Raw genomic sequence first — 25,988 nt, forward strand, 5'->3', positions numbered from 1 at the left:
TTTATTATGTATTACTTTCTATGGTTAGCAGGATTAATTGCAGCTTGTATGCTTGCAGTTGTTACAGGACTTTGGCTTGAAAATAACGATAAAGAAACTAAAGAGTCATAAAATAGATAAAAAGGTGGCAAATTGCCACCTTTTTAGTTATAGGGCTGTATATTAGACAAATAATTAACAAATGATAATTGTTTTCATTTAACTATTTTTATATCATAGTGCAGCGAATTTTATAATCATATATAATGACGCAAATTTTTTGTTCAAATTATAAAATATGAAACAATTCAATTGGAATGCAAGAGTCTATTATGAAGACACAGATGCTGGCGGAGTAGTTTATCATGCTAGGTATCTAGCCTTCTTTGAACGAGCTAGAACGGAAATGCTAAGACATCTTGATATTAGTCAGCAAAAGTTATTACAGGAAGGTATTGCATTTGTTGTCAAAAAGATGGATATTAGCTACGATTTTCCAGCCCGTTTAGATGACATGCTAACTATCAGCACTAAGGTTGAGCAAATTCGTAAGGCGTCTATTATTTTTAAACAGACAATTTTAAACCAGAATAAGCAAATTATCAGCAGCGCTGATGTCGTTATTGCTTGTGTCAATATGACTAAAATGAAGCCGTGTGCGCTTCCCAAGTTATTAGTTTTGGAGTTAATTTAAGTGGATAATCTCAATATTATTGATCTATTTTTACAAGCTGGACTTTTAGTACAAGGTGTTATGTTATTGTTATTAGCATTTTCGGTAATGTCTTGGGCTATCATTTTCCAACGTAGCAAAATTTTAAGCAAAGCAAAAAAACAAGTCGAACAGTTTGACGATAGTTTTTGGTCTGCCGAAGACTTAAATGTGCTCTTTGATAAAGCAAAATTCAATAAAGAAGAGATCTGTGGCACAGAACATATTTTCTATTCGGGATTTAAAGAATTTTCTCGTTTATATCAAATTAATCCAAATATGCCAGAAGCTGCATTAGATGGCGCATCTCGTTCAATGCGTTTAGCAATGAATCGTGAATTAGATAACTTAGAATTGCATATTCCATTCTTAGGAACAGTCGGTTCAATCAGTCCATATATTGGTCTTTTTGGTACTGTGTGGGGTATTATGCATGCCTTTATTTCACTTGGCGCAGTTAAGCAAGCTACATTACAAATGGTTGCACCAGGTATTGCGGAAGCGTTAATTGCAACAGCTATTGGTTTGTTTGCGGCGATTCCAGCTGTATTAGCATATAATCGATTATCATTAAGTGTAAGTCGAATGGAACAAAACTATTTGAACTTCATTGATGAGTTTTCTACAATTTTACAACGTCAAGCAGTAGCTGTTAGGAAATAATTATGAGTAGACGTTCACGCTATTCAACCAAATCAGAAATCAATATTGTACCGTTACTTGACGTATTGCTTGTATTAGTATTGATTTTTATGGCGACAGCCCCAATTATTAGTCAAAGTGTTGAAGTTGATCTGCCTGAAGCGACAGAGTCAAAAACTGTTTCACCTTCCGATAATAAACCTATTATTATTGAGGTTTCCGGAGTTGGTGTTTATGCAATAATTATTGATCAAAATCGACAATCGAATATACCTCAAGAGCAAATTGTTGCAGAAGTTAAACAGCAAATGTCATTGAATGATAAAGCAGTGTTTTTAGTCGGTGGAGCTAAACAAGTTCCTTACGAAGAAATTATAAAAGCTTTGAATTTGCTTCAATCTGCGGGTGTTAAATCGGTCGGTTTGATGACTCAACCAATTTAAATTAATAATTATAAAAAATGTCAGCAATGTCTAACAAGTTAAGATCAAAACTAAGTCTACCAGTTATCATATCCATTATTTTACATGGTATATTGATTATTGTTTTAGGATATCAATTTATTCCTGATGATAATGGAGAAAATTACGGTAGTATTAATGGTAATTCTATTGACGCAATCATGATTGATCCGTCAGTTATGACCGAACAATATCAAAGACAATTGCAGGCGCAAGTTAATCAGGAAAAAGCAAATCAACAGCGTCAAGAGCAATTAGACAAACAAGTTAAAGAATTAGCCGAAAAAGCCGAAGCCGAAAAAGCTGCTGCAGAAAAAGCCGCTGCAGAGAAAGCTGCTGCCGAAAAAGCTGCTGCTGAGAAAGCCGCTGCTGAAAAGGCTGCTGCTGAGAAAGCCGCTGCAGAAAAAGCTGCTGCTGAAAAGGCTGCTGCTGAGAAAGCCGCTGCAGAAAAAGCCGCTGCAGAAAAAGCTGCTGCTGAAAAGGCTGCTGCTGAGAAAGCCGCTGCAGAAAAAGCTGCTGCTGAAAAAGCTGCTGCTGAGAAAGCCGCTGCAGAAAAAGCCGCTGCAGAAAAGGCTGCTGCTGAGAAAGCTGCTGCAGAAAAGGCCGCTGCAGAAAAAGCTGCCGCCGAGAAGGCCGCAGCTGCAAAAAGGGCTGAGCAAGCAAAAAAGGATAAAGCGCTTAATGAGCTCTTAGGTGGTCTTACATCAGGCTCTCCTGATGTTTCTGGTGGTGCAGCTAGTCGTAAAGGTGTCTCAGATGGCGAATTAAATAAATATAGATCGTTAGTACAAAATGCAATTAGTAATAAGTTTATTAATCCGCAAAATCTTTATCGAGGAAAAACTTGTACATTGCAAATCCAGATAGCACCTGATGGATTATTGCTGAATGTCACCTCAAAAGGCGGTGATGCTGATTTATGTCGAGAGGCTTTAGCAGCTACTAAATTAGCGGTTATACCAAAACCTTCTAGTAAGTTATATAATGAAGTTAAAACAATGACTATTGATTTCCAACCCAAATAAGTAAGATCTGAACTGCTTAAATCTTAATACGATATTTAACCATTTCATCTATTAATAAATAAATATTTTAATAAATAAATATTTCGCATTTTAATAATCAGATGTTGAAAATTTATTAATCATCCCAATATATTCTCTATTCATTCCGAATTAAGTGTTTTAGTAAGAGAAGGAGCAGAATATGACAACAATTGTCAGTGTCCGTCGTGAAGGTCAAGTCGTTATTGGAGGCGATGGGCAAGTTACATTAGGTGAACGAATTATTATGAAAGGTAATGCTCGAAAAGTTCGCCGTTTATACAATAATAAAGTGATAGCAGGATTTGCTGGAGGTACAGCAGATGCTTTTACTTTATTTGAATTATTTGAACGTAAATTAGAAATGCATCAAGGCCATTTAACTAAAGCGGCAGTTGAACTAGCCAAAGATTGGCGAACCGATAGGATGTTGCGTAAGTTAGAAGCATTACTTGCTGTAGCTGATGAAACCGCATCATTAATTATTACTGGTACAGGGGATGTTATTCAACCAGAAGATGATCTGATTGCGATTGGATCTGGTGGACCTTATGCTCAAGCTGCTGCAAGAGCTTTATTAGATAATACTTCATTATCTGCGCATGATATTGTACAAAAATCGCTATCAATAGCTGGTGACATTTGTGTTTACACCAATAACTTCCAAACTATTGAAGAGCTTAATTACTAATTAAAACTGATTTAAGAGAAATATTATTATGTCTGAAATGACTCCTCGCGAAATTGTAAGCGAATTAAACCAACATATTATTGGACAAGATAAAGCAAAACGTTCTGTTGCTATTGCTTTACGTAATCGCTGGCGTCGTATGCAACTTGATGAAGCATTACGTCATGAAGTTACCCCAAAAAATATTCTTATGATAGGCCCAACAGGGGTGGGTAAAACAGAAATCGCAAGACGATTAGCTAAACTTGCACATGCTCCATTTATCAAAGTAGAGGCCACAAAATTTACGGAAGTTGGTTATGTAGGTAAAGAAGTTGACTCAATCATTCGTGATCTTACCGATTCTGCTGTTAAGATGATTCGTCAAGAAGCAATTGAACGAAATCGTAATAGAGCAGAAGAATTAGCTGAAGAACGTATTTTAGATGTGCTAGTACCGCCAGCAAAAGATGGTTGGGGACAAGTTGAAAACAATAATGATTCAACTGCTAGACAAGCATTTAGAAAAAAATTACGTGAAGGCGCTCTTGATGATAAGGAAATTGAGATTGAAATAGCTGGCGTTAATATTGGTGTTGAAATTATGGCACCGCCAGGTATGGAAGAGATGACCAACCAACTTCAGTCAATGTTTCAAAATTTAGGTGGTCAAAAAACCAAAGCTCGTAAAATGAAGATCAAAGATGCCTTGAAACAGCTAATTGAAGAAGAAGCTGCTAAATTGGTTAATCCCGATGATCTTAAACACGAAGCCATTGAAGCTGTCGAGCAAAATGGTATTGTGTTTATCGATGAGATCGATAAGGTGTGTAAGCGTGGTAATTCATCTGGTCCTGATGTTTCACGTGAAGGTGTTCAGCGTGATTTACTACCACTTGTTGAAGGTTGTACTGTTTCAACTAAACATGGTTCAGTAAAAACTGATCATATTTTGTTTATCGCATCAGGTGCGTTCCAAACTGCGAGTCCTTCAGATTTGATTCCTGAGCTGCAAGGACGTTTACCAATTCGCGTTGAATTACAAGCATTAACTAGTGAAGATTTTGAGCGTATTTTAACGGAACCTAATGCGTCGTTAACAGTGCAATATAAAGCATTAATGGCAACAGAAGGTGTTAATATTGATTTTACACCAGATGGGATTCGTAAAATTGCTGAATCTGCTTGGCAAGTTAATGAACAAAATGAGAATATCGGTGCTCGCCGTTTGCATACTGTGCTTGAACGTTTGATGGAAGAGGTTTCTTTCGAAGCCAGTGAATTGGGTGGTCAAACCATTACAATTGATGCTAAATATGTCAGCGATCATCTTGATAAACTTGTTGCTGATGAAGATTTGAGCAAATTCATTTTATAATCAAGTAGATTAATTGAATAAAAAAAGGTGAGTTATTTAGCTCACCTTTTTTTATATCTATTATCATTATTTCATCAAATATTTATTTCTTAATAAATTCACCTAAAATATCAACTGCTTTTTGTCTAGATTTATCTTTATCTCTGGAACCATTGTTTTCTAATTTATCACGTAGCTTATCTAAACGTTGTTGTAATTTATCACTAAGCACATCAGATACTATTTTGGCAATATCTAGTTGATAGTGTAAATTAGAAAATTGACCATATATACGTAGTGGTATAGTCACTTTTTGTAGTTTTGCAATAGTTTCACTTTTACTATTCCAACCACCTAATATTTTTATATTTAGATTAACATCTAAATCACGATTAACCATTCCCACTCTTCCTGAACTATCTATCACATCTAATGTTTCAGAGTTTGCATTGAGTGAATTAAGATCAATGTTACCTTGATTTATATAAGCATTGGTTGTGATTTTATGAAACTCAGTATATTTTTTATGATTTTCAGAACTTATATTACCATTGCTATATTTCGCGGCGGCATTTTCGATGATGCTTTGGATGTTAATATTATTTAGTTTAGCATTAGTAATGACGATATTAGCATTACCTTTAATGTTCTCTAATAATTTAGTTGTTGATAATGTATTGGCTTCTAATACTCCAGAAGCATTGAATATTCCATCAAGATCATAAGCCATATTCATTTGCGTAAAAAATGAGCTTAAATTGATATTGCTAACTTTGGTATTCAATTTAACTTGTGGGTTTTTTTGTTTACCATTAGCGGTGCCGTTGGCAGCAATTTGCCCATTTGCAAAATTGAAAGTTAGATTTTTTAAGTTTGCTATACCATCTTGATTGTCAACTTCAACATTCAAATTACCTAATGCAATTTTATCCGCTTTGACTTCTTTGATATTTATTTTTGCTTTTCCATCAAATGAATTAAGCATACTTAATTCATTATCATTTTTGGAAACATTCGATACAACTGGCGAAGTTTGTTGAACGTTAGTACTTTTCGTTGAATTTTCATTTTTTTGGATGAAAGGTGTTAAATCAAATTTATTTGAATTTAATTGGAAATCGATCACCGGTTTGTTATCAAAACGGACATTGATCTTACTTGTAAAATCATTATCGTTAATTGAAAAAACCAAATTTTGGCTATCCAATTGCATTGGTGCTTTTTGATAATTAAATACACCAGTTACATTACCTTTTATCTCTTTTTCTGAATTGACTATGCCGTTAAACGTGTAATCCAATTTTTTTAAATCAATAACTGCTTTTTCAGGGAATTGGGCTAAATCAATATTGGCGTTTAATGAATAATATAAGTCTTGCTGGTTTTTATCGATGTTCCCATTGAGTTCAAGAGAAAGGTTTTTATCGTTATTTTTTTCTAATAACAGATTAATATTTCTGAAATTTATCAAATCATGATTATGCTGAAATGCAATTGTACTATCCGCTATTTCAAACTTATTTAAACTGAATTTCCAATCAGATGGATTTTTTTTATCTTCAGATGGTTGTTTTTCTGAAGAATTAGTTATGGCTTGAGTGCTATTTTTAGCATTTTCACCTTTGCTTTCATCCGTAATATTGATTGTTGCTGATTTAATAAATACATTTTTAATCGCTAAATTTTTTGAAAACAAAGGAAGAAGCTCAACATCAAGCCTCATGTTGTCAGCGGTTAAAAGAGGTTTTGTTGCACCGCTATCGGATAATTTAACCGAATCAGTTAAAATACTAACTTGAGGCCAGATATGCCAACGTAGATTGCCCTCTATAGTCAGTTCATACCCTGTTTTGTCTTTCACTGTTTGTGAAATGTAACCACGAAAATTATTAGGATCAACAAATATAATAAGGGAAGCGATACTGATAACAATGACCAAAATTAAGATAAATAGCGTAACCAATATTTTTTTTATCATATTAATGTCCTTTATTAAGGTTATGAACTGTATTAGTCTTTATCAATACGACTGGCGACAGCGCCATGTTGGTCTTTATACTTTGCATCTTGTCTGCGATTATATGGTCTAGAAGCTGGTCCACTAAGTGTTTCAAAACTTAACGCACCAATAGTCATACCAGGTCTAAGTGCTACTGGTATCTTTCCTGAGTTGTAAAATTCTAAAACAATTTGTCCATGCCAGCCTGGATCGATACGATGAGCAGTAACATGTACCATAAGTCCTAAGCGAGCTAATGATGAACGGCCATCTAACCAGCCAACCAAATCATCAGGAATCGTAACTGATTCGAGTGTCACTGCTAAAGCAAGTTCGCCTGGATGTAAATAAAATGCTTCACCTTCAGCTAATATCATCTCTTCGCTCATAACGCGATCTAGAACGGCTGCAACTTCTTCTTTAGGTCCACTTAAATCAATATAAGGTGTTGTATGCTCTCTGAAAGTACGAAATTGATTACCTAATCGAACATCTACTGTTGCTCCATTAATACAACTTGATGCAGGTTGTGGCGTGATTTTTAATTTACCACTATCTAAATATGCTTCAATATCACGGTCACATAATCTCATAAGTTATCCTTAAAGTCTGCTTTTTATCTTATTCTAGCAGGTTCTTTTGATGGCGTCGATGTTGGTTGGTTAAGGTTGTATCACCCAAGCTCGACCAAAATGATTGTAATAACCTGCTTGTTTACCTGCTTTGTTTCCAATACCTAGATAAAGATCAAAGTGATGGCCTTTAATTGCCCCGCCAACATCAAGCGCAACCATTAAACGAACTTCGCGCCTTCCACGATATTGACCATCATTATCAAGCAGTGGTACATCAACTAATACAACTGAACCGGTTGGGACTAATGTTTTATCTGATGCCACTGCTGCATTGGCAACTAAAGGTACTGCTGCTGCACCTTTTACTTCGGCGTTATATTGCGGTTTAAAAAACACAAATGATCGGTTTTGGATTAATAGCTCTTTGACTTTCTTTTCACTCTTACTTTTTGCCCAATCTCTTATGGATTGAATAGACATATCTTCTTTAGCGATCTCTCCTGATTCAACCAATAAGCGTCCTATACTTGAATAGCCATGGCCATTTTTTCCACCATAACAGAAGAAAACAAGCGGATTACCATCTTCAAAATCGATATAGGCACTTCCTTGGACTTCCATTATGAAATTGTCCATTAATGAATTACTATAAGCGATCTCCAGTCCTTTTCCAGCTAATGCGCCATTGTAGATCTGTTCTCGACTTGGTAACGGCCCTTTAGATTGGGTTGGCATTCTATAAATTGGATATTTAAATTCACCAGTTGGTTGGTATCTAGCCTTAATAACAGGAGTGTAATAACCGGTTAGATGTACATTACCATATCCATCTTTACCAGCCATTTCATAACTTTTTAGACCCACTTTATGGAATTCTGCTGAGCCCAATGAGCGATTAATCCAAGCATCAACGGCTTTATAAATATGTTCATTTTTACGATACAAAGAAGGCGATGTTGTTTTTATTTTTTCAATTTGAATCGTATAGTCAGAAATATTTACAGGCACAGCTAAATGCGGACGACTGGCATTTAAATCATGTGGTAGTTTACCGTCTTTAAATTGTTTACTTGATGAATTAGGATCACTCTGGCAGCCAGCAAGTAGTGACATGATAAATGCTAAACATAATAGATAAATGTGAAATTTGTTTTCTTTCATCTTGATAATTTATTGTAATAAGTTAAATGATATGGTTGGTTATGCTACACAATTCTATTATAAGAAACTACCAATAATTATGATATTGCTATAAAAATTTTTCATGTGATTGAGCTTGCGATTTAGCGCTGTAGACTTTATAGTCCTTTACTTCTTATAAAAAAACGAAAATTGTAAAAACGACAGGTAATCGATACGATGAACAGTACGTCTTCAAATAATGATCTTAAACGAAATCTCTCCAGTAGACATATTCAACTAATAGCAATAAGTGGTGCAATTGGTACGGGATTATTTATGGGTTCTGGGAAGACAATCAGCCTTGCCGGACCATCTATTGTTTTTGTGTACATGATTATTGGGTTTGTTTTATTTTTTGTTATGCGGGCAATGGGAGAAATTTTATTATCCAACCTAAATTATAAATCATTCAGTGATTTTGCTAACGATTTATTGGGTCCTTGGGCTGGTTTTTTTACTGGTTGGACTTATTGGTTTTGTTGGGTAATTACCGGAATTGCAGATGTTGTTGCTATCGCAGGATATGCTCAACACTGGTTTCCAGAACTACAAGCATGGATCCCAATGCTACTTACAGTTATTGTGCTTTTAACTTTGAATTTGTTAACTGTTAGGATGTTTGGTGAAACTGAGTTTTGGTTTTCTATGATCAAAATAGTGGCCATTTTAGCCTTGATAGCTATTGGACTTGTTTTAGTCTTCACGGCTTATCATTCAGAACAAACCAATACTACGGCTGCGTTTTCTAATCTTTGGGAGTATGGTGGTTTCTTTCCCCATGGTACGATGGGATTTTTTGCTGGTTTCCAAATTGCAATTTTTGCCTTTGTTGGTATTGAGCTTGTTGGAACTACAGCGGCTGAAACACTAGATCCAAATAAAAATTTACCACGGGCAATTAATTCAGTGCCAGCACGAATTATCTTTTTCTATGTTTTTGCCTTGATTATTATCATGAGTGTAACACCTTGGCAGTTTATTTCACCCAATAAAAGCCCATTTGTTGAACTATTTACCTTGATTGGCTTACCTGCTGCAGCAAGTATTATCAATTTTGTGGTATTAACTTCGGCGGCTTCTTCAGCAAATAGTGGTATTTACTCAACCAGTCGAATGTTGTTTGGTCTTGCTAAAAAACAAGATGCACCAGAACCATTTGGTAAATTATCAAGACGTTCAGTCCCCGCTAATGGTTTGTTATTTTCATGTACCTGCTTGTTCGGTGGGGTAGTACTGATTTATTTAGTACCAAATGTGATGGAAGCATTCACTATTGTAACGACGATTTCTGCCATTTTATTTATGTTTATTTGGTCGTTGATATTGATTTCCTATATTGCTTATCGCCGTAAAAAAGCTAATTTGCATCAAGAATCACAATTTAAAATGCCTGGTGGAATTTTTATGTGTTATGTTTGTTTAGCGTTTTTTGCTTTTGTGATTGTATTATTGACATTTGAAGCTGATACTCGCCAAGCACTGATCGCAACCCCACTATGGTTTATTATTTTAGGTGTGAGTTACTTTATTCGTTCATCAACACGCCAATAGCTCTCATCTTTAATCGGCAGGTTTACTGCCGATTATCAATTCCCTTATTATTTTTTAGGATTTATTTGGCCAAATAAAACTTGCAATAATACCTAAAGATAAAATGCCTAATACTATATAAAGGCTGAGAGTAGGGCTTATGTTAATACCATAATTAAATAGATGGTCGCTAGCATTTAAAGCCAGTTTTGCTGCGATAAAAAATAGTAGGCAGACTACAGCTTTGCCTAAATGAACAAGATATTGTTGCATTGCTTCTAAAACAAAATACATAGTCCGTAACCCTAAAATAGCGAAAATCATTGCACTATAAACAACCAGTGGTTCTTGGCTGACCGCGATTACTGCGGGAACAGAATCAAATGCAAACATAACATCACTCAACTCAATCACCACAACACATAAAAATAGTGGTGTTGCATATAAGGCACTTTTTGGCATTTTATGAATTAGGTCGCTATTTTCTGGCTTCGTTAACTCCGCGTTTAGTTGTTTTCGGGTTAATAAAAAGTGATGACCAACTATCTTAGGGTAAGAAGGGAAAATACGTTTAGCAATACGATAAGCAAAATGTTCTGAATAATCTTTAATTTTCTCATCTTGACCTTGGTTTTTCAGCATCATAAATCCAGTTAAAGCAACCACTACTGAAAAGAACAATTCCATCCAAGGACCTAACGATAATAAACCCGTACCTATTACAACAAAAATAGCTCGGAAAATAATCGCACCAATTACGCCCCAATAAAGTAATCGATGTCGATAATTGTTAGGGATAGCAAACCATGAAAACAGCGCCATAATAACGAATAAGTTGTCTACCGAAAGCGCTTTTTCAAGCACATAACCCGTGATAAATAAACTTGCTATCTCACTTCCATGGTGAAGATAAAGATAAAGTGCAAAACCTAATGCAACAGCAACCCAGAATAAAGACCATAATATTGCGCTGGTTAGGCTAATGGGTTTATCGTTATGGTGAGCATATAAATCAATTATAATCGCAGTTAAAGCCAAAATGACGAACATCAGTACAGTTTCGATTGGAAAACCTAATGAATGATGAATCATAGCTTTGTTACCTATATTAAATTATCTCTTGGATTAAATTCAAAAATGTAAAATATAATGGTATTTAGAACATTATTTTTAAAGAGACTGAGTATATATTGATAGGCTTATCAAAAAAAGATATATTTGTTTCCACACTAATATATTTAATAAATTTTTTGAGCATACATTCATGACAAATATAAGGGTATCTTTTCTATTTATCGTTGCTTTTTATTCAAGCTTATTGCAAGCACAATCGGTTGAACCATATATATCATCATTACCCAAAGGGAGTGATTTATCAATTTTAGTGCAAACTGTTGATGGCAATCCTAAAACATTAGCCAAATACAAAAGTGATCAATTTAAACAGCCAGCTAGTACGCAAAAAGTAATAACTGCACTAGCTGCACAGCTTGAACTGGGTAATGACTTTCGGTTTGTTACTGGAATGTACGCGAATGGTTCAGTTAGTAATAAACAACTCAATGGTGATCTGATTATCAAATTGAGTGGTGATCCCACTTTTAGTCGAGAAAGATTAAAAAATATGATTAGCGCCCTTCGTCAAAAGGGTGTAGAAAAAATTTCAGGTAATGTTATTTTAGACACTTCAATTTTTGCTAGTCATGATAAAGCAGAAGGGTGGTCATGGAATAATTTAACCGCTTGTTACAATGCCCCTGCATCAGCTGCAACAATTGATGATAACTGCTTTTATGCAACAATTACTCCGGGTAAAGTAGGTGGTAAAGCATCAGTTTCTGTTTCATCTAATATTCCAGTTATGGTTTCAGGTGATGTCAGAACGATTTCCGCTAGTAGTAAAGACGCACATGATAAATATTGTGAGCTTGATGTTAATGCTGATAAAAATCGCTACTATTTATCTGGATGCATCGCTTCTAATGCGGATAAAACACCATTAAAATTTGCAGTAATGGATCCAACCGAATATTTTTCGACTGTTTTAAAAAATGAATTAAAACAACAAAAAATAACTTATGGTGGACGTGTTTTTGAAAGAAAACAAAAATCCACTGGTTCCTTAACGTTATTAACATCAAGTCAATCAGCACCGCTTTCTGAGTTAATAACGGTTATGCTCAAAAAATCAAATAATTTGTATGCTGACACCATTTTTAGAACACTTGGCGCACGCTATTATAATACTGCAGGAACATGGCGTAATGGTGGTGATGCGGTTAAACAAATCCTTCGTAAAAAAGCAGGTATTGACTTAGAAAACTTAGTGATTGCCGATGGCTCGGGTTTATCTCGTCTTAATCTAGTTAGCGCCAACAAACTAATGGAAGTGTTGCAGTATATTTCAGCACATAACAATCAACTCGCTTTTATTGAAAAATTACCAATTGCGGGTGTTGATGGAACGTTGCAAAACCGTAAAAGCTTCAGTCAAGCACCATTTAAAGATGTAGTTATGGCTAAAACAGGCTATATTCAAGGTAGTTATAATTTAGCCGGATTTATTCAAAAATCAGACGGACGTTATGTCGCTTTTGTTCAATTATTATCAGGGTATCGGGCTGATAGTAAAGGGGAACCTAAAAACGGGGCAGTTATGAAGTTCGAATCTGAGTTTTATAAAAATTTCATTAATTAGATTTGACTAATTTGAGAATTAAGATTTTGGGGCGATGTTATTTACTCATCGCCCTAAATTTTAAGTTAAAAATTTTCAGCTAAAAAACCACCACTTTGATGCTTCCAAAGTTGAGCATAAAGTCCATCTTTACTAAGTAACTCTTGATGTGTTCCTTGTTCGATGATTTTTCCTTGATCTAAAACGATTAATCGATCCATCGCCGCGATTGTAGATAATCGATGGGCAATAGCAATAACCGTTTTACCTTCCATTAACGTATATAAGCTTTCTTGAATAGCTTGTTCAATTTCAGAATCAAGTGCACTAGTTGCCTCATCTAACAATAGAATTGGTGCATTTTTTAAAATAACTCGAGCAATAGCGATACGTTGGCGTTGTCCTCCGGACAATTTAACCCCACGTTCACCAACAAAAGCATCATATCCAGTTCTTCCATTAGCATCTACTAAGGTTTCAATAAAACTATCGGCATGAGCTTTTTTAGCTGCGATTATCATCTCTTGTTCTGTGGCATGGTTATTACCGTATAATAAGTTATCTCTTACTGAGCGGTGTAATAGTGAAGTATCTTGGGTAACCATACCAATTTGAGCGCGTAAGCTTTCTTGATTGACTTTGGTGATGTCTTGATTATCAATAAAAATATGACCATTTTGTAAATCATAAAATCGCAACAATAAATTGATTAAAGTGGATTTACCCGCCCCTGATCTGCCAACTAAACCGATCTTTTCACCTGGTTTAATGGTTAAATTTAAGTTGTCGATAATGGCATTGTTTAATTTTGCATCGTAACTAAAATTAATATTTTTAAATTCGATTTTACCATCAGTCACCTTAAGAGTTGGTGCATCAGGTTCATCGACAACAGTTTTAGCAACAGAAAACGTATTCATACCATCTTTAACCACGCCGATATTTTCAAATAATGCTGCCATTTCCCACATAATCCAATGTGAAAAGCCGTTCAATCTAAGTGCGACAGCGGTTGTAGTGGCGATAGCTCCAACACCAATTAAATCATTAGTCCATAGCCATAATGATAAGCCGGTAGTACCAAGAACGAGGAAAATAGACAATAAATGATTAACAATTTCAAAACTACTAACTAAACGCATTTGTTTATTAACGGTAACTAAAAATTCGTCCATCGACTCTTGTGCATATTTTGCTTCATTGCCTGCATGAGAAAACAGTTTAACTGTCATAATATTCGTGTAAGCATCAGTCACTCGGCCAGTCATGGTTGAACGCGCATCAGCCTGCATACTAGCCACTTTACTTAGTCGTGGAATAAAGTAATACATCGCAATGCCATAAACAAAACACCAAACCATAAACGGTACTAATAACCAAAGATCTAACTGACCTATGATTGTTGCCATAGTAATAAACGAAATCAAAACATAGATAAAGATATCAGCAACCAAAAAGCAGGTATCCCTAACCGCAAGTGCGGTTTGCATCACTTTTGCTGATATACGGCCGGCAAATTCATCTTGAAAAAAGCGCATACTTTGATTTAGCACTAATCGATGTAGATTCCAACGCAGTCGCATTGGAAAGTTTCCCGCCAAACATTGATGTTTAATGATAGTTTGTAAGGCAATAATGATCGTGCTAGCTAATATAATAATCGTAAAAACAATTAAGGTTGATTTTTCCTGCTGCCAAAATTGACTTGGTGAAACAGCTGCCAGCCAGTCAACAACTTTACCGAGTGCAGCATATAAAAAGGCTTCAAACGCGCCAGCTAATGAACTCAGTATGATTAATAATAGAAGGAAAGAACGTGTGCCTTTCGTCGATTGCCAAATAAAACTAAAAAAACTTTTAGCCATCGGCTGTGGTTCATCTTGTGGATAAGGTGATACCAATTTTTCAAAAAATCGATACATATTAGACCTATTAGTTAAAAGGTTATTCATTGATAGGTTTACCAATGATCTAAAAAAGTGAGGGTTTTATTACCAAATGCTAAGTGCTATAAGCGAAATATGATATTTTTAAATTAAAAGAGACATCACTCCAATACCTATTAAACTAACATTAATAAAAATTAAAAAAAGTTGAGGAAAGGGGTTTTTGAGCTTTCCTCATGGGAAATTATATAGTGAAAAGTACTAGATTACTAATAATTGTCTTAAAAAACATCTTTAATAATTTGTACAACGCGCCCGACAATATTATATTTTTCGAAATGAGCTTTAGGAACCTCAATCGTTGGGTATTGATGATTATTACAAATCAAAATCCAATTTCCGAGTGATAGGCGAATTTTTCTTAGTAGAGTGAAATTCTCGTATTCAATTAAATAAATTGCGCCATCGATTATTTCGTTTATTTCTGTATTAATAATTAATCCATTATTATTTTCGATTTCAGGTGCCATTAAATCACCTTTCGCCCAATAGATTATAAGTTTTTTGATATCTAAACCACGATGAGAAGCCCAACCTTCAACAATAGGATAATTCATTACTGGTGGCGTTTCACGTACGTAACGTTGATTTTGCGCCTCTTCTTTAGTTGGTAATTGTTTTTTATAAACCGGGATACGATAGATATTTTCATTATAAACTTCGTTATTATCATCGTCTTTAGGATCCAACACTTCCAATTTATAACCGGTAGCTAACCAGTTGAATGAAACATTACATTTTTCAGCAATTACTTCTAAACGAGTTAGTGAAGGGTAGGTTTTTCCAGACAAATAATCTCGTATTACCGTTTCTGACATATCACATTTTTTTGCAAAGGATGAAACAGATAATCCTTGCATTGACGAATGTAGCCTATCTTTAAAAGTTTTTACATTTTTATTTTTAATCATACTTATTTCGTTTTTATTTTTTCATCCGTTTGATAATTATATTGTATTTTTTATGAGTTTTATATATGAATTTGAATCAATCTTCTTAATTTTATTAAGTTTTAATGCGATTTTTTGTTTAAACGCGTTTTATATTATGGAAAAATATTCTTTTCTCGCATAAAAATAAAAAAACAGCGAGTGTTATAATAAGAAGTATGGCTTTTTTTTCCGTTTTATTGTCTTTGTTTTTCCGTTGAAATTTCAAGTAGTTTTATAGATATTAAGTTTTTTTTAATGCGTAATTGATATTTATCAAATATTTATTATTCTTATTTATATGTTGGGTGTTATTTTAATCTATTGATTTATAATGGTTAAAGTCATTTTTTAGCTAAAATTGCTACATTTGCTGAAAGGCAAATAAAAACGTTGACTAAAAAGAAAAAAAGTGGATAATAAGCAGCGTAAGGATTTTTCATTGTTTTCTTTCCTTATATTCCTTATATTTCATGTTGGCCCGTATATTTTATGCGGGTCTTTTTTTTATCTAAATTAACTTGTCATGAAATCCCATCATAAAAAGAGTATAATCAATTCCAATATTAAATAATCTATTTGTTCGTTTAACTTGTTCAAATAGCGATACATTTTTAAATGAGGTTTTAATTATGTCATTTAGCATTCCACATCTATTAGTTTTTCTTGCCGTGGTGGTTCTCATTTTCGGAACAAAGAAATTACGTAATTTAGGTTCTGATCTTGGTTCAGCATTGAAAGGTTTTAAAAAAGCGATGAATGATGATGTTGAAGATGATAATAAGCTTGATAAGAAATAACCCTATTTATTGATATGAAAACGCAATTTGATGTGGCCATCGTTGGTGGTGGATTGGTTGGTTTAGCAACTGCATGTGCTCTTAGCCAATCTAATTTAACTGTAGCTATTGTTGATGTTAACGTTAATGATAATCAAAATTTTGCTTTTGACGAAATAGGAATTAGAGCTTCTGCAATTAATGGCGCAAGTCAGCAATATTTTTCTCAAATTGGTATTTGGAACGATTTATGTGCGAGCGAACGTGTTCATGCTTTTAGCGAGATCGGAGTTTGGGAAAAAAACGGTTTAGCGCATCTTACTGCACATGCTAAAGATTATGGTTATCCAAATCTTGGGTATATCATCGAAAATAATTTAATTTCTTACTACCTGTATCAACATGCTCAAGCAAATTCAAATATCACTATTTTCAATTTGGCCGCTATAGATAATAGCTATAATGAAGATTATGCTTTTTTAACGCTTTCGGATAATACTCGGTTACAAGCAAAACTGATTATAGGTGCTGATGGCGCACACTCTTGGCTGCGCAGACAGGAAAAAATTTCTGTGTTTGAGCGTGATTACCTTCATCATGCAGTGATTACAACCGTTGAAACACAATATCCTCACCAAGCATGTGCTAGGCAGATTTTTTACCCTAATGGTATTGTAGCATTTTTACCACTTTGGCAACCCAATTACAGTTGTTTAGTATGGTCAACTAAACCAGAGCAAGCAGCTATTTTAACTTCGTTAACTGAATCTGAGTTTTGCCAAGAGCTGTTTAAATTAAGCGGTGATAAAGTAGGACAATGTCAGTTGGTCAATCCGAGAATGGTGTTTCCATTAAAAGCTCGGTTTGCAAAACAATTTATTAAACATCGGTTAGTGCTAATTGGTGATGCAGCCCATACTATTCATCCATTGGCTGGTCAAGGAGTTAATTTAGGATTTGAAGATTCTGCATTATTGGTGGCAACCATTAATAAACTTATTGATGAAGATAAAGATATTGGTTTAGTAGAAAACTTAAAATCATTCCAATTCACTCGCCGTAAAGATGCTTTAGTCATGTTAACCGCAATGCGAACTATTCAAGATATGTTTAATGGCGATAATGCTTTTAAAAAAATGGTGAGAACAGTTGGGATGAACGCAATTGATAACTTTTCGCCAATAAAGAAACGTCTCATCAAATATGCCATGAAAATTTAGTTTGTAAATTAATCCTGTAGCTAACACTACAGGATTATCATTAGTTTATTTAAAAGCTACTTGATAAGATGTTGGGATAAATGGAGATGCTGGAATTCTTAGCGGCCAGTAAGGATCTTTCAATAAACCTCGACCAATTGCAACTAAATCAGCATCGCCAGTACTTAATACATAATCAGCAAGATAAGGGTCTTCAAGCATACCAACAGTAATAATTGGCAAATTAGTGACCTTTCTAATAGCACGCGCTAAATAAACCTGGTATCCAGCATGAAATAGAGGCGTATGCTTTGGATCTAACTGACCATCACCACCGCCACTCACATCTAAAACATCTGCGCCTGCTTGTGCAAAACGTTTAGCAATTTGGCAACCATAATTAATATCGTAACCATTAGTACCGTATTCTTGAGCCGAAAACCGAACAATTAGTGGCATATCTTTTGGCATCACTGATTTTGCTGCTTTAATTACTTGTTCACCAAATAATAATTTATCCTTACCATATTCGTCCGTTCTAATATTCGTTTTTGATGAGCTGAATTGATGGATTAAATAACCATGTGCACCGTGTATTTCAATTGCGTCAAAACCTGCTTCAACCGCACGTTTGGTTGATTGTTTAAATTTTTCGATAATATCAGCGATTTCACTTTTGGTTAATTCTCTTGGCATTTGATATTGCCATTTTGGATTCGCTTCGACGTTCCCATCATAGCGGATAGGAGAACAGGATACGACGTCAGACTCACCCAAAGCTTTATGTCCTGCATGGGCAATTTGAATAGCGATTTTTCCTTCTTGAGCATGAACCGCATCAACGATACGTTTAAGCTGATCGCGTTGCTCATCATTCCATAGACCTAAGCAATTTGGCGATATTCGACCATTTGGAGCAATATTGGTCATTTCTAAAATTATTAAACCCACGCCCCCAACCGCTCGTGAAACATAATGAACAAAGTGCCAATCATTAGCCAATCCGTCTTTTGCTTGATATTGACACATCGGCGGCATAACAATACGATTTTTGAGTAATAAATTTTTTACTTTAAATGGCGTATTAATATAGGCTATTTTAGCCATGGATGGCTCCTGTTTTTATTAATGGTGCAAATGTTTAAGTTAACTGACGAATAGTATATAGTGTTTAAAAACGGAATATTAGAGCAAATAAACGTTAAAAAACCCCGTTCCTCAACTTTTTTTTGCAATTAAATCGTTTATGGTTTGCGAACTGATTTAAGATAGTAGAGCCAACATAATAAACCCAATAATCCTAAAACTGTACCAGCAATAATTATCGCGATCCAACCATAGTTGCTATACAGATAAGTGGAAGCGATAGAACCCAACATGCCTCCGATAAAATAACTTACCATATAACCAGTGTTCATACGGCTACGTGCTTCTGGTCGAATTTGATAAATGGCGTTCATGTTTGATACATGAGTAACTTGAACAGCAAAATCCAGTAATACTACCCCAATAATTAAGGCTAAAAGTGAATATTCAGCAAGAGAAAGTGGTACCCATGAAGCAAGAAGTAATATTAGGCCAATGGTCGTGGCTAAAAAGCCTTTTCCTTTGTCTGATAATTTGCCAACAATAGGCGAACCTAGTGCACCTGCGGCACCGGCTAGGCCGAATAAACCGATTATAAAATCAGAATAATAGTAAGGTTTATTACTTAATAAAAAGGCAAGCGGCGTCCATAACAGTGAAAATAACGCAAAGGAAATAACTGCTAACAATGAGCGAATTCGTAAAACAGGTTCTTGTTTATATAGTGAGCCAATTGATAATAACAGTTGAAAATAGTTAATACTGATGGTGTTATTATAAGTTGGTAATGATAACCAAAGTAGCAAAGTAACAATGATCATTACTGACGCGGCAATCCAATAAACATAATGCCAATCTGTCATCGAAGAAACAAAACCAGCGAATGCACGACCTAATAATATACCTAGCAACATACCACTCATCAATGTACCGACAATTTTACCTCGATGCTCTGGTCGTGATAGTGTTGCGGCAAATGGAATTAATACTTGGGCTACGGTTGAAAATAGACCTGTCATAGCCGTACCAAGCATAAGTAACCATAAGTTTTGTGAAGTTGCACTAATAATTAGTCCACAGGTTGATAATATCATCAAGGTCAATATTAATCGTTTACGTTCTATTTTGTCACCCAGTGGGGTAATGAACAGCAAGCCAACAGCATAACTAAATTGTGCAGCCATAATGATAAAACCTGCATGTTTAATTGCAATATGTAAATCATTAGTTATCGAGTGTAATAGTGGTTGTGCATAATAATTACTCGCTACCGCGACGCCAATGGCAAATGCCATTAGGAATACTAACCATGCAGATAGCCCTTGAGCTTGTTTGCTATTCATAATAAACAATTTAGAAAATAAATAATGTGTAATTATATATCAAAAGGTTGTTAGATACTGATAGATTGTGTTGATTATTGATTTAATAGATTATAAATAGGTGTTGCTAAGCCAATTTTTGCATTTTCCGATTTTAGTTTATACCAATAACCATTCGATTCATCTAGACATTTAGTATTGCCTTTGATCTCACAGTAAATAGGCACAATATCTAAATGAAAATGGCTAAAAGTATGTCGAAATGCAATTAACTGTTTGGGTTTGCTAGTTTTAATACCATGGCTGTCTAGCCAGTCAGTTAATGCTTGCTCGCTTGCAAATTGTGGTAAACAATATAATCCGCCCCAAATACCAGCAGGCGGTCTTTTTTCAAGCCAAATCATGTTGTCATGTTCAAGCATTAAAAAGTAGGCGGTTTTTTCAGGAATAGTCTTTTTAGGTTTTTTAGTTGGATATTGTTGCCAACTGTCGGTCTTATAAGCAATACATAATTGATGTAAAGGGCATAAAGTGCATTTGGGTTTAGAACGAGTACAAACCATTGCACCAATATCCATCATGGCTTGATTAAATTTAGCAACTTCATTTTTAGGCGTGACTTGCTCACTTAATTGCCAAAGTTGATTTTCGACATTTTTATTACCAGGCCATCCGTCTATAGCAAAAGTTCGGGTTAAAACCCGTTTTACGTTACCATCTAATATTGGATAATGTTGATTTTGTGATAGAGATAGGATAGCCCCAGCGGTTGAGCGCCCAACGCCTGGTAAGGCGATAACATCCTCAAATTTGGTTGGAAATTTTCCCCCAAACTTGTCAGCTATAACTTGTGCTGCTTTATGTAAATTACGAGCACGTGCATAATAACCAAGTCCAGTCCAAAGATGTAAGATATCATCAATTGGAGCCTTCGCTAAATCGGTAATTTTAGGAAACTGTTTAATAAAGCGCTTAAAGTATGGAATAACAGTTGCAACTTGTGTTTGTTGCAGCATAACTTCTGACAACCAAACATGATAAGGGCTTTTTTCAATTTGCCATGGTAATGATTTTCTGCCGTACTGTTCATACCAGTTGAGTACGGCATTTGAAAAACTTAAGTTAGTCATTACATGACAGCGGTAATAGAATCACTAGGATAACAACCAAGCACTTTAGTATATAAAGTGATGGAAGCTAATTCTTTAAGTGCGATCTGCATTTCGTAATCATTGATATTACCTTGTAAATCAATATAAAACATCTCTTCCCAAGATGTGCCATGGATAGGGCGTGATTCAAGTTTTGTCATAACAATATTATGATTACGTAATACGGATAAAGCATCTACCAAAGCCCCAGCTTGTTGGCCCGTTTTCATCAAGATTGTAGTTTTGGCCGGAATTTGATCGGAAACTTCAATCGATTCACGCGATAACACAATAAAGCGGGTGATATTTTCTTTTTGATTAGCAAAATTGTGCTCCAGAACTTGTAAGCCATATAATTCACCACCGTCTTTATTTCCCATAGCTGCAATGTTTGGTTGATTTAATTTAGCTACGGTTTCCATTGCTGACGAAGTGCTATCACAATAAACAATTTTCCAATGCGGATACTTTTCTAAGAAATTACTACATTGTTGGAATGGTTGCGGGTGGCTATAAATAGTATCTATTTGCTCAAGTTTAGTGTTAGGAAGAGCTAAAATGCAGTGATCAATCATTAAGGATAGTTCACCAATAATATGTAAATTGGTTTTTTGTAACAAATCATACACTTCATTAATAGATCCCGAACTCGAGTTTTCTATCGGTACAATTCCATAATCAACAACTTTTGATTCAATCTTTTCAAAAACATCTTTAAATGTATTACAACTTGATTCAGTCAATTGATCAAAATGGGCACTAGCATAACGGCGAGTTGCTGAATGTGAATATGAACCTTTTGGTCCTAAGAAAGCAATTTTAGCTGATGAGATAACGCCTTGGTTGAGTTTTTCTTGTAAAAACTTCTGTTGTAGTAGAACCGAATCTTCAATAATAATTTGGTATAAACGCTTAATTAATAGGTCATCAAGATGATATTGTTTACCTTGTTCGATTAATGCCTTAATCAATGAACGTTCACGATCTAAATCACGCACAGGGATATTTGCTTTTATTTTAGCCTGGATAACTTCGGCTGAAATTTGGCGTCTTTCAGCAATGATTTCAATTAATTTTTGATCAAGTTGGTTAATTTTGTTTCGTAAAGGCAATAAAGGACTGGTTGTCATATTCATTAATAGATTAAAAATTCGATGGGTAATATTATAACAAGCAAAAAAATAAAGGCACTATTAAAGTGCCTTTTTGTTAAATTATAAATTATTATTCTTCTTCAATTACTGTATTTTTAATACTGTCAAATGCACGGCGCGACTCACCTTTATGTTGGAGTTTATTTAGTTGTCTTTCAAGTTTACCAACTAAATCATTAATTGCAGCATACATGTCAGTGTGTTTAGCGGAAGCAACTAGTGGCGAGCCTTTGGTTGCAATGGTTGCATCAATAATAAATCCATCGGGCTCTTTAGATAAGATAAAGTGAGGGTTGATTAGTAGAGCTCTCCATTTATCTAATTTCGAAAACTTATCTTCAAGATAACTACGAATTGCAGGAGTAATGTCCATTTGTTTACTTGTGATACTTAAAGTCATAATTGACCTCCACTATGTTTACTTACTAATTGAGCTATTATTATATTGATTACATTGACAAATTTTTCACATTTAGTCAATAGGTTATTGAGTTTATATTAAGATTTTTGTGACTTTTGTCTAAAATAATTTATTGGTATTTGATATTAAGCAGCACAGAACTGCTTTTAATCTGTTTTTTATTATATACTGTGGTTTATTTAGATTGATTTAAAGTATTAAGTTTAGTTATTTAATGAGGAATATGTGAGCTATTTAGATAATGTTAAGATTGTTTTAGTTGAAACTTCGCATACTGGTAATATGGGGTCTGCTGCTCGTGCAATGAAAACGATGGGATTAACTCGTTTATGTTTAGTGAACCCTGTAATAAAACCCGATTCCCAATCGATTTCACTGGCAGCCGGGGCGAGTGATATTATCAAACAGGCACAGATTTTTTCATCCCTTGAAGAGGCGGTAGCAGATTGTTCATTGGTTATAGGTACCAGTGCGCGTCCTAGAAGTTTGCAATGGCCAAACTTAACCCCGAAAGAGTGTGGCGACAAAATTATTGCTGAAACCGCGCATCATGCTCAAGTGGCTTTAGTTTTTGGTCGAGAAAGAGTTGGATTAACTAATGATGAATTACAAAAGTGCCATTTTCATGTTGGTATTCCAGCTAATCCAGATTATAGCTCTTTAAATTTAGCTATGTCAGTTCAGGTTCTAACTTACGAAATTCGAATGTCAATGTTGTCAACTTTAGAGGCATCTTTAAAACATGATGATGATAATCTGAATGAGGTTCAGTATCCTAAAAGCGAAGATATTGAACGGTTTTATCAGCATTTAGAGCATACGTTATTAAAAACCGGATTTATTAATCCTAATCATCCTGGGCAGATTATGGGTCGTTTACGTAGATTATTTACGCGAGCTGGTATTGAACAGCAAGAACTCAATATTTTACGGGGAATTTTAACGTCAATAGATAAAAAATAGTGAGATTAGTCCCCTAGTTTTGTGTAAATCTAGGGGATTTTTTATTATTAAGTTTTTTTACGCCAAGTTGTGCCGTTAGCACCATCTTCTAAAATAATATTCATTTGATTTAGTTTATCTCGAGCTTCATCAGCTAAAGCCCAATTCTTACTTGCTCGAGCATCGTTGCGTTGTTTAATTAACGCTTCAATTAGCTGTGTATCTTCATCATCTTGACTATTACCTTGTAAGAATTTAACCGGATCTTGTTCAAGTAAACCAAGTACAGAAGATAAATAACGTAACTCAGCAGCTAGTTCATTAGCTAATGGCATGTTATTTTCTGCTTTAGCTTTGTTGATCTCTCTAGCCAAATCAAATAGAGTTGAATAAGCTTCTGGAGTATTGAAATCATCATCCATTGCCTGACAAAATTGTCGATGATAATCGCTATCTGGCGTGTTGTGCGGATAGTTAGCATCGGTGTCTCTCAAAGCCGTATAAAGTCTTTCTAAAGCGGTACGAGCTTGTTTTAGATTTTCTTCACTATAGTTAAGTTGACTACGATAATGGCCTGATAATAAGAAATATCGAACAGTTTCAGCATCATAATGTTTTAAAACATCACGGATAGTGAAAAAGTTATTCAGTGATTTGGACATTTTCTCTTGGTCTATCATTACCATGCCTGAGTGCATCCAATAATTTACATATTGGCCATTATGGGCACAGGTTGATTGGGCAATTTCGTTTTCATGATGTGGGAACATTAAGTCAGAACCACCGCCATGAATATCAAAATGGTTGCCTAATTGATGGCTATTCATTGCAGAGCATTCAATGTGCCAACCAGGTCGACCTTTCCCCCATGGTGAATCCCAGCTTGGTTCGTTGGGTTTTGACATCTTCCAGAGAACGAAGTCCATTGGATTATGTTTTACGTCCACTACATCAACTCGAGCACCTGCTTGTAACTGTTCTAAATTTTGGCGTGATAAAATACCGTAGTTAGGATCACTATCTACCGAAAACATCACATCTCCATTGTCAGCAATATAAGCGTGATTTTTTCTTATTAACTCTTCAACAAGTTCAATGATTTGTGACATATGACGAGTTGCTCGAGGTTCGACATCTGGTCGTTTGATATTAAGTGCATCGAAATCGGCATACATCTCATTTAACATACGTTCAGTTAATTCGTCACAAGTTTCACCATTTTCTAATGCACGCTTGATGATCTTGTCATCGACATCGGTAATATTACGAACATAAGTGAGATCGTAACCTAAAAAACGTAAATAACGAGTAACGACATCAAATGCGACAAAAGTACGGCCATGGCCAATGTGGCATAGATCGTAGATAGTAACACCACAAACATATAGCCCAACTTTATTTGGTGTAATTGGTTTAAATATTTCTTTCTCACGTGATAATGTATTAAATATTTTGAGCATTTTATCCTGCAGAATAAATTTGATAAATTTTAGTGTTTAATATAACAAAAAACTGGAAGTGGCGAAATTACTTCTTATAATCTCGTTAAATAAATTAAATGGAATTAATTGATGATATCAAAATTTGGGGTAGGAGCTTTCGGGCTAATTTTAATGATTATATTCACTGCCTTTCAAGTTATTTGTATTGCAATAGGCTTTAAATTTGATAATTGCTTAGAAAAATTACTATTTTTATTTACGTGGATTCTTTTAGCAATAGTATTCTTTGTGGTTTTAGTTAACAAGGATTTAGGAGGCTTTGGCAATATAGGGTTTTATAAGTTTATTGCACTTTATGTTGGTTTTTTGGCATGTCTTCTAGCGTCTTTTGCTAATTTATCAATCACTATCATATATATTAATTTGGATACTTAAAAAGCTATTTAAGTTAATAGGTTTTAAACATTGATATAAATGAGAGAACTTTGATTGGATAGATGAGTGAAAATTGGCGAGTAAACTCGCCAATTTAAATTGCTATTAAATTTATTTAAAAAGGCGGTAAAGATAAATAAGTAAAATAGAACCTAGCACAGAGATAAACAAGCTTGGGAAGTTAAAACCAGTCACACTACCCCAACCAAAGAAGGTACTGATATAACCGCCGACTAATGCACCAGCTACACCAAGTAGGATAGTTTTTATCACACCAACACGGCCTAATGGCATAAAAAACTTAGCGATCCATCCAGCAATTAATCCTAGAATAATCCAGCTTAAAATACCCATG

At 34.8% G+C, this 25,988-nt stretch carries 26 protein-coding genes; 13 read left to right on the forward strand and 13 right to left on the reverse strand.

The window, feature by feature from the left end:
- Positions 1 to 6: 6 nt before the first annotated feature.
- From cydX to hslU, 7 genes are all read left to right on the forward strand, one after another.
- Positions 7 to 111: a cytochrome bd-I oxidase subunit CydX gene (gene cydX / locus J3U27_RS01295; protein WP_065562246.1), complete on the forward strand. Its 105-nt coding sequence runs from the start codon at positions 7 to 9 to the stop codon at positions 109 to 111.
- A gap of 166 nt (positions 112 to 277) precedes the next feature.
- Positions 278 to 673, forward strand: coding sequence for a tol-pal system-associated acyl-CoA thioesterase (gene ybgC, locus J3U27_RS01300; RefSeq protein WP_065734265.1), 396 nt, complete (start codon positions 278 to 280; stop codon positions 671 to 673).
- Positions 674 to 1,354, forward strand: coding sequence for a protein TolQ (gene tolQ, locus J3U27_RS01305; protein WP_065734266.1), 681 nt, complete (start codon positions 674 to 676; stop codon positions 1,352 to 1,354).
- A gap of 2 nt (positions 1,355 to 1,356) precedes the next feature.
- Complete coding sequence (gene tolR / locus J3U27_RS01310) at positions 1,357 to 1,776, forward strand: colicin uptake protein TolR (RefSeq protein WP_086364301.1); 420 nt, start codon at positions 1,357 to 1,359, stop codon at positions 1,774 to 1,776.
- A 17-nt stretch (positions 1,777 to 1,793) separates the two neighbouring features.
- Positions 1,794 to 2,819 (forward strand): cell envelope integrity protein TolA, encoded by a 1,026-nt coding sequence (tolA, locus tag J3U27_RS01315; RefSeq protein WP_416380518.1) that lies wholly within the window; start codon positions 1,794 to 1,796, stop codon positions 2,817 to 2,819.
- Positions 2,820 to 3,000: 181 nt separating this feature from the next.
- Positions 3,001 to 3,528, forward strand: coding sequence for an ATP-dependent protease subunit HslV (hslV, locus tag J3U27_RS01320; RefSeq protein ID WP_065562241.1), 528 nt, complete (start codon positions 3,001 to 3,003; stop codon positions 3,526 to 3,528).
- 28 nt (positions 3,529 to 3,556) lie between these two features.
- Positions 3,557 to 4,885: an HslU--HslV peptidase ATPase subunit gene (gene hslU / locus J3U27_RS01325; protein ID WP_065734269.1), complete on the forward strand. Its 1,329-nt coding sequence runs from the start codon at positions 3,557 to 3,559 to the stop codon at positions 4,883 to 4,885.
- 82 nt (positions 4,886 to 4,967) lie between these two features.
- Here the strand turns inward: hslU and asmA are convergent, their stop codons facing one another.
- The 3 genes from asmA to mltA form a co-directional block, all read right to left on the reverse strand.
- Positions 4,968 to 6,842, reverse strand: a complete 1,875-nt coding sequence (asmA, locus tag J3U27_RS01330) for an outer membrane assembly protein AsmA (protein ID WP_267376631.1) — start codon at positions 6,840 to 6,842, stop codon at positions 4,968 to 4,970.
- A 32-nt stretch (positions 6,843 to 6,874) separates the two neighbouring features.
- Complete coding sequence (gene dcd, locus J3U27_RS01335) at positions 6,875 to 7,456, reverse strand: dCTP deaminase (protein ID WP_065562238.1); 582 nt, start codon at positions 7,454 to 7,456, stop codon at positions 6,875 to 6,877.
- A 69-nt stretch (positions 7,457 to 7,525) separates the two neighbouring features.
- Entirely contained in the window at positions 7,526 to 8,599 is a 1,074-nt protein-coding gene (mltA, locus tag J3U27_RS01340; protein WP_267376634.1) for a murein transglycosylase A, read from the reverse strand.
- A 198-nt stretch (positions 8,600 to 8,797) separates the two neighbouring features.
- Between mltA and cycA the strand changes: the two genes are divergently transcribed.
- Complete coding sequence (gene cycA / locus J3U27_RS01345) at positions 8,798 to 10,171, forward strand: D-serine/D-alanine/glycine transporter (protein WP_267331218.1); 1,374 nt, start codon at positions 8,798 to 8,800, stop codon at positions 10,169 to 10,171.
- A 54-nt stretch (positions 10,172 to 10,225) separates the two neighbouring features.
- Here cycA and J3U27_RS01350 read toward each other — a convergent pair whose 3' ends face one another.
- Positions 10,226 to 11,242, reverse strand: coding sequence for a TerC/Alx family metal homeostasis membrane protein (locus J3U27_RS01350; protein ID WP_267331219.1), 1,017 nt, complete (start codon positions 11,240 to 11,242; stop codon positions 10,226 to 10,228).
- Between the two features lie 172 nt (positions 11,243 to 11,414).
- On the opposite strand from J3U27_RS01350, the gene dacB reads away from it, so the two are divergent.
- The gene (dacB, locus tag J3U27_RS01355) at positions 11,415 to 12,848 is read left to right on the forward strand and encodes a serine-type D-Ala-D-Ala carboxypeptidase (RefSeq protein ID WP_065734274.1); all 1,434 of its coding nucleotides are present in this window, start codon (positions 11,415 to 11,417) and stop codon (positions 12,846 to 12,848) included.
- Positions 12,849 to 12,913: 65 nt separating this feature from the next.
- On the opposite strand, the gene J3U27_RS01360 is transcribed toward dacB, so the two are convergent.
- A complete protein-coding gene (locus J3U27_RS01360) occupies positions 12,914 to 14,749 on the reverse strand; it encodes an ABC transporter ATP-binding protein (RefSeq protein WP_065734275.1) in 1,836 nt (611 codons plus the stop codon).
- A 245-nt stretch (positions 14,750 to 14,994) separates the two neighbouring features.
- Complete coding sequence (locus J3U27_RS01365; protein WP_065562232.1) at positions 14,995 to 15,684, reverse strand: LexA family transcriptional regulator; 690 nt, start codon at positions 15,682 to 15,684, stop codon at positions 14,995 to 14,997.
- Positions 15,685 to 16,331: 647 nt separating this feature from the next.
- Here J3U27_RS01365 and tatA point away from each other — a divergent pair.
- Together tatA and J3U27_RS01375 are read left to right on the forward strand one after the other, a co-directional pair.
- Positions 16,332 to 16,502, forward strand: a complete 171-nt coding sequence (gene tatA / locus J3U27_RS01370) for a Sec-independent protein translocase subunit TatA (protein WP_141673909.1) — start codon at positions 16,332 to 16,334, stop codon at positions 16,500 to 16,502.
- A gap of 14 nt (positions 16,503 to 16,516) precedes the next feature.
- Positions 16,517 to 17,701: an FAD-dependent monooxygenase gene (locus tag J3U27_RS01375; RefSeq protein ID WP_267376637.1), complete on the forward strand. Its 1,185-nt coding sequence runs from the start codon at positions 16,517 to 16,519 to the stop codon at positions 17,699 to 17,701.
- Between the two features lie 45 nt (positions 17,702 to 17,746).
- Here the strand turns inward: J3U27_RS01375 and J3U27_RS01380 are convergent, their stop codons facing one another.
- The 5 genes from J3U27_RS01380 to raiA all read right to left on the reverse strand — a co-directional run bounded on the left by J3U27_RS01380 (position 17,747) and on the right by raiA (position 22,793).
- Positions 17,747 to 18,787, reverse strand: coding sequence for an NADH:flavin oxidoreductase/NADH oxidase (locus tag J3U27_RS01380; protein WP_267376640.1), 1,041 nt, complete (start codon positions 18,785 to 18,787; stop codon positions 17,747 to 17,749).
- A 137-nt stretch (positions 18,788 to 18,924) separates the two neighbouring features.
- A complete protein-coding gene (locus J3U27_RS01385) occupies positions 18,925 to 20,109 on the reverse strand; it encodes an MFS transporter (RefSeq protein WP_220225059.1) in 1,185 nt (394 codons plus the stop codon).
- 74 nt (positions 20,110 to 20,183) lie between these two features.
- Positions 20,184 to 21,218, reverse strand: a complete 1,035-nt coding sequence (gene mutY, locus J3U27_RS01390) for an A/G-specific adenine glycosylase (protein WP_065562228.1) — start codon at positions 21,216 to 21,218, stop codon at positions 20,184 to 20,186.
- Positions 21,218 to 22,369, reverse strand: a complete 1,152-nt coding sequence (gene pheA / locus J3U27_RS01395; RefSeq protein WP_065562227.1) for a bifunctional chorismate mutase/prephenate dehydratase — start codon at positions 22,367 to 22,369, stop codon at positions 21,218 to 21,220. The genes mutY and pheA overlap by 1 nt, the downstream gene beginning before the upstream one ends.
- Before the next feature lie 94 nt (positions 22,370 to 22,463).
- Positions 22,464 to 22,793 carry a ribosome-associated translation inhibitor RaiA gene (raiA, locus tag J3U27_RS01400; protein ID WP_065562226.1) on the reverse strand — a complete coding sequence of 110 codons (330 nt, stop codon included), beginning with the start codon at positions 22,791 to 22,793 and terminating at the stop codon, positions 22,464 to 22,466.
- Positions 22,794 to 23,039: 246 nt separating this feature from the next.
- Here raiA and trmJ point away from each other — a divergent pair, with 246 nt between their 5' ends.
- On the forward strand, positions 23,040 to 23,777 hold the full coding sequence (gene trmJ, locus J3U27_RS01405; RefSeq protein ID WP_081299459.1) for a tRNA (cytosine(32)/uridine(32)-2'-O)-methyltransferase TrmJ: 738 nt from the start codon (positions 23,040 to 23,042) through the stop codon (positions 23,775 to 23,777).
- A 47-nt stretch (positions 23,778 to 23,824) separates the two neighbouring features.
- Here trmJ and cysS read toward each other — a convergent pair whose 3' ends face one another.
- Positions 23,825 to 25,216 carry a cysteine--tRNA ligase gene (cysS, locus tag J3U27_RS01410; RefSeq protein WP_065734280.1) on the reverse strand — a complete coding sequence of 464 codons (1,392 nt, stop codon included), beginning with the start codon at positions 25,214 to 25,216 and terminating at the stop codon, positions 23,825 to 23,827.
- Positions 25,217 to 25,327: 111 nt separating this feature from the next.
- On the opposite strand from cysS, the gene J3U27_RS01415 reads away from it, so the two are divergent.
- Positions 25,328 to 25,633, forward strand: a complete 306-nt coding sequence (locus J3U27_RS01415; RefSeq protein WP_267376643.1) for a hypothetical protein — start codon at positions 25,328 to 25,330, stop codon at positions 25,631 to 25,633.
- Positions 25,634 to 25,744: 111 nt separating this feature from the next.
- Here the strand turns inward: J3U27_RS01415 and J3U27_RS01420 are convergent, their stop codons facing one another.
- Positions 25,745 to 25,987, reverse strand: a complete 243-nt coding sequence (locus J3U27_RS01420; protein ID WP_065562224.1) for a GlsB/YeaQ/YmgE family stress response membrane protein — start codon at positions 25,985 to 25,987, stop codon at positions 25,745 to 25,747.
- Between the last annotated feature and the right edge of the window lies 1 nt (position 25,988).

The sequence above is a fragment of the Gilliamella sp. B2911 genome (assembly GCF_026536965.1).
GTDB classification, from domain to species: Bacteria; Pseudomonadota; Gammaproteobacteria; order Enterobacterales; family Orbaceae; genus Gilliamella; species Gilliamella apicola_E.